Origin of the sequence: Streptomyces sp. SID5910, from assembly GCF_009862125.1 — a bacterium.
In the GTDB taxonomy this organism is placed as follows: Bacteria; Actinomycetota; Actinomycetes; order Streptomycetales; family Streptomycetaceae; genus Streptomyces.
Window position 1 is genome coordinate 1 of record NZ_WWHX01000405.1, and the last position, 4,661, is coordinate 4,661.

The 4,661-nt window shown below is 75.8% G+C and carries 4 protein-coding genes and 1 pseudogene; 4 read left to right on the forward strand and 1 reads right to left on the reverse strand.

Going from position 1 to position 4,661, the window contains the following annotated elements; all coding sequences use genetic code 11:
- Window positions 1-376, forward strand: a pseudogene (locus GTW67_RS14545) (SWIM zinc finger family protein); the annotation flags it as partial.
- Window positions 377-532: 156 nt separating this feature from the next.
- On the opposite strand, the gene GTW67_RS14550 reads toward GTW67_RS14545, so the two are convergent.
- Window positions 533-1,090 (reverse strand): TetR family transcriptional regulator, encoded by a 558-nt coding sequence (locus GTW67_RS14550; protein ID WP_161165240.1) that lies wholly within the window; start codon window positions 1,088-1,090, stop codon window positions 533-535.
- A 117-nt stretch (window positions 1,091-1,207) separates the two neighbouring features.
- Between GTW67_RS14550 and GTW67_RS14555 the strand changes: the two genes are divergently transcribed.
- From GTW67_RS14555 to GTW67_RS14565, 3 genes are all read left to right on the forward strand, one after another.
- A complete protein-coding gene (locus tag GTW67_RS14555) occupies window positions 1,208-1,873 on the forward strand; it encodes an NAD(P)H-dependent oxidoreductase (RefSeq protein WP_161165241.1) in 666 nt (221 codons plus the stop codon).
- Entirely contained in the window at window positions 1,870-2,193 is a 324-nt protein-coding gene (locus tag GTW67_RS14560) for an SMR family transporter (RefSeq protein WP_161165242.1), read from the forward strand. The genes GTW67_RS14555 and GTW67_RS14560 overlap by 4 nt, the downstream gene beginning before the upstream one ends.
- Window positions 2,194-2,553: 360 nt before the next feature.
- The coding region (locus tag GTW67_RS14565; protein WP_202437234.1) for an ATP-binding protein at window positions 2,554-4,661 on the forward strand (2,108 nt) is incomplete at its 3' end.

Below are 4,661 nucleotides of genomic sequence, written 5' to 3' on the forward strand. Positions count from 1 at the left end.
CCGCGCGCTGTACTCGTCCCTGGCCCGGGCCGCCGGCCGCGGCACGTCCGAGCTGGCGCGCGCGGTGGCCGCCTGGCGGCAGGGCGGCCTCGACGGCCTCGCGGTCCTGGAGGAGCCCTGGGACCCGCCGGCCGGCCGTTTCGACCGCGCCCGGCCGCTGCTGCTCGCGGCCGACCTCCCTGCCTTCCGCCCCTGGCGCAACCACCTCACCCACCCCGCGGCCCATCTCCAGCTCCGCCTCGGCCGCACGGGCCTGTGGTACGCCTACGAGTCCGAGCCGGGCCGCGACGACTGGTGGCCCCGCGGCACCCCCGACCTCGACCCGGTCGGCGCCCTGACGGGCCTGGGCGGCACCGAGGCACTCGCCGACACCTGACCCCCACGCACCGCCCCACCGGGCCCCGCGCCACCATCCCGCCGGTCACGCCGACACCGCCCTGTCGAGTCCGCCGGCACCATCCGCCCCAGTGCCGCCGGCCCTGCCGGTCCCACCGCCCCGCGTCACCGCCCCGTCGGCCCCCCGCCCCGCACGTCAGAGCGTGGCCGCGTAGGCGAGTCGGGTCAGCGCGTCCTTGAGTCGGTCAGGTGACACGCCCCGGTCGCGCTGATGGAGGTAGACCTCCGGTGCCAGGGAGGCCAGCAGGGTGTCCGCGAGGGACTCGGGGTCGGGGGCGCCCGCCTCCCGCAGGAGTGCCAGGACGTGGGCGCGCCAGAACCCGTACGCGCCGACGGCGAAGCGCTTCGCCCCGGCCTCGGCCCCCAGGGCGAGATGCCCGTGCTGCTCCAGCAGGTCGACCATGGCCGCGAAGAACGCCGCCAGGCGCTCGCGGGGCGGTGCGCCCGGGCCCAGCGGAGGGTCGCCGCGCAGCAGCTCGCCCTGGAGGAGCCGTTCGTGCTCGTCGAGGAGCGCCGCCGCGACGGAGGCGACGTCCGGGTAGCGGCGGTAGAGCGTGCCGCGGCCGACGCCGGCGGCGCGGGCGATGTCCTCCATCGTCACCGCGCGGGGATCCCCGGCGGCGAAGAGCCGTGCCGCGGCGGAGAGCACCTTCGCCCGGTTGCGTGCCGCGTCGGCTCGTTCCCTCGTCTCCACGGACCACAGCCTACGACAGCCCGCGGAATAACCGGACACGGCGTCCGGTTGGTAGGGTCGTACCGCGCAACCGGACACGCCGTCCGGTTGATAACCCGTCAGGCAGGAGCCAGACCCGTGTCCACCACAGCCCCGACCTTGCTGCACCTCGACACCAGCGCCCGCCGCACCTCCTTCAGCCGCGAGGTCGGCGACGCCGTCGCCGGTGCCTGGCGTGCGTCCCACCCCGACGGCACCTACCTCCACCGCGATCTGGCCCTCACCCCGGTCCCGCAGATAGGCGAGGCGTGGACCGAGCTGTGCGACCACGTCCTGGAGCACGGGATCACCGACATCGCCCGCTACCGGGAGGCGGTGCGCACCCCCGCCCAGGCCGCAGCCTGGGAGATCGTCGAGCCGCTGCTCGACGAACTCGTCGCCGCCGACGTCGTGCTGATCGCGGCCCCGATGTACAACTTCTCCGTGCCCGCGTCGCTGAAGGCGTGGATCGACCAGGTGACCTTCCCGAAGATGTCCCTGCCGGGACGACGCTTCGTCGTGGCCTACGCGCGGGGCGGCGCGTACGGGCCGGGCACCCCGCGTCAGCCGTACGACCACCACGAGCGCTATCTGCGGGACTTCTTCGCCGGGCACTTCGCCGTGCCGCAGGAGGCGATGACCTTCGTCGGCACCGAACTGGTCAACTCCCGCCTCGACCCCGCGCTCGCCGCCCGTCGCGAGGCCCACGACGCGTCCCGCACGGCCGCCCTGGCCGCGGCCCGCGAGCTGGGACGGACGCTGTGAGCTGGCTGCTGCTGGTCGCGGCGGGCCTGGTCGAGGTCGCCTGGTCGCAGAGCATCAGGCCCACGGCCGGATTCACCCGCCTGGTGCCGACGCTCGTCTGCGTCGTGCTGGCGGCCGGCTCGGTCTACCTGCTGTCACTGGCGATGCGCACCCTGCCCGTCGGCACGGCGTACGCGGTGTTCACCGGCATCGGCGCGGCCGGCGCCATCAGCCTGGGGGTCCTCGTCCACCGGGAGCCCGTCTCCCTCGGCCGTATCGCCGCGCTGTGCCTGATCGTCGGGGGAGTGGCCCTGGCGAGGGCGACGACGTCGGACGGCTGACAAGCGGCCGGGGCGTCGGGGCGTCGTGCGGTGGGTCGCTGCCCGGAGGTTGATTGAGTATCCGTGGATCCGGCTTTCCGGATGTTCAGGGACGCGGACCGGCGCCTAGCTTCAGGTGTCGGCCCACCGGACTCGCAGGACCGCGCGGCAACTGCGGGGAATCTGCCCAGCCTCGGTTGGCCGGCCCGTGCACGGGCGTGTGGAACGAGCCGCGCATGCCGTTCCCGGCTGTCCCGAGCCGGACGGCACACCGCGCCGCTCCTGAGCGGTCGGCCGGGCGCGCTCCGCGGTGCGCCTCGACGCCGAGAGCTCTTCCACACGCCCGGGCCCAACAGGTGATCGTCTTGGTACGGTGCGGCGATGAGCGAGGATGACGGCGTGAACGCTACGCGGGGTTCCGCTGTGTGGCCCCTGGTGCGCGTCCTCGCCGACGAGCGTGCCGAACCGGTGCTGCTGTTCGTCGAGGGCGCCGCCGGCGAGGGAAAGAGCCACCTCCTCCAGGAACTGGCCGGCCTGCCCGAGGCGGCGGACACGGCCCGGCGCTGGTGGCGGTGCGGAGCCGGCGGCGGGCCGCCGCAGGAGGACGAACACGAACACATACCGGCCCTGTGGCTCGTGGACGACGTCCACCGGGCGGACGAGGACGAACTCCGGCGGCTGCGCCAGGTGCTGGAGGGACTGCGGCCGGGCTCCGCGGCCGCGGTGACCTACCGGCCCGAGGAACTGTCCGTACCCGGCCTGCCCCTGGGCGCAGCGCCGATGGCGTACCCGTCCCGGATGACCGTGCTCCGGCACCGGCTGACCCCCTGGGACGAGGAACGCGTCCGCCGGGCCGCCGTACAGGCGCTGGGTGACGGCTGCTCGGCCGAGGCGGCGCGCAGGCTGCACGAGCGGACCGGCGGGGTGCCCCGGGTCGTCGTCGACGTCCTCGCCGTACTGCGGGAGCAGCGGCCGGCGTTCACCGGCACGGCCGCCGAGGTGGAGGCGGCCGGTACGCCGGCCCGGCTGGCGGAGCTGGTGCTGGGCCGTACGCACGCGCTGCCCCCCGAGCACCGGCCGGTGGTCTGGGCGGCCGCCGTCCTCGGCGGCCCCGTCGGCCGCGACGAACTGCTCGCGGTGTCGGGGCTCGGAGCCGCGACGGGGAACACCGCGCTGCTGCGGGCCCTGGAGGGCGCGGCCCTCGCGGAACTCGGCGAGGACCGCTACGGGTTCGCCGTCCCGCTGGCGGCGCCGGCCGTGCGCGCCTCCCTGCCCGGGCCCGTACGCCAGGACCTCCACGGGCGGGCGGCGAAAGCCCTGGCCCGCAGGCAGCCCGTGCCCTGGGCCGCCGTCGCCGACCACCACAGGGCGGCCGGCGACAGCCGCAGATGGATCAACGCCGTGGAGAAGGCCGCCGAGTCGGCCGCGGCCGCCAGCCGGCACCAGGAGGCCATCACCCTCCTGGAACGGACGCTGGCCGCCCCCGGCCTCCCGCCCCAGGTCCGCGCCCGGCTGGCCCCGCTGCTGGCCCGCAGCGCCGTGACCGGGCTGCGCTCGGACCAGACCGTCGAGGTCCTCGCGCAGATCGTGCAGGACGCGTCCCTCCCCGCGGCCGTACGCGGCGAACTCCGGCTCGACCTGGGCCTGATGCTGTGCAACCAGATGGGCCGGTACCCCGAGGGCTGGCGGGCCCTGGAGACCGCCGCCACCGAACTGCGCGAGGTCCGCCCCGGCTTGGCCGCACGCGCCATGGCCGCCCTGTCCAGCCCCTTCTGGCCCGGCAACTCCCTCGACGACCACCGGGAGTGGCTGGTCAAGGCCATGGCCGCCGCGGACGCGAGCGGCGACGACGCGATGCGTACGGCGGTCCTCGCCAACCGCGTCGCCCTCGCGACGAGTTGCGCCGAACCGGACGCCTGGGAGCTGGTGCGGAGCCTGCCCAGGAAGACCACCGACCCCGCACGCGCCGGGCAGGCGGCCCGCGGCCTGTGCAACGCCGCGGACGCCGCCGTCTGGCTCGGCCTGCACGAACGGGCGGGGGACCTGCTCGCGGAGGGCCGCGACCTGTCCGCACGCAGCGGTGCGCCCTACTTCGAGCACAACGCGCTGGGCGCCCAGCTGCTCCAGGAGTGGTGGACCGGCCAGTGGACGGGCCTGGCCAGGCGGTGCGAGGACTTCGTCGCCGCGACCGCCGACATGCCGCTCATCGCCTCCGACGCCTACGTCGTCCGCGGCCTGCTCGCCCTCGCCCAGGGCGACTGGGGGGAGGCCGCGTCCTGGCTGTCCCAGCGCGGCACCTTCGGCAGGGAGGACCTCCCCGTGCCCCTGGCCACGACGGCGGCCGGCGCCCTGATCCGCCTCGCCCTGGCCCGCCAGGAGACGGAGACCGCCGCGCGACAGGCGCGTGCCGCCTGGGCGGTGGTGGCAGGGAAGGGCGTGTGGCCGTGGGCCGCCGAACTCGCCCCGTGGGCCGTGGAAGCACTGGCCCG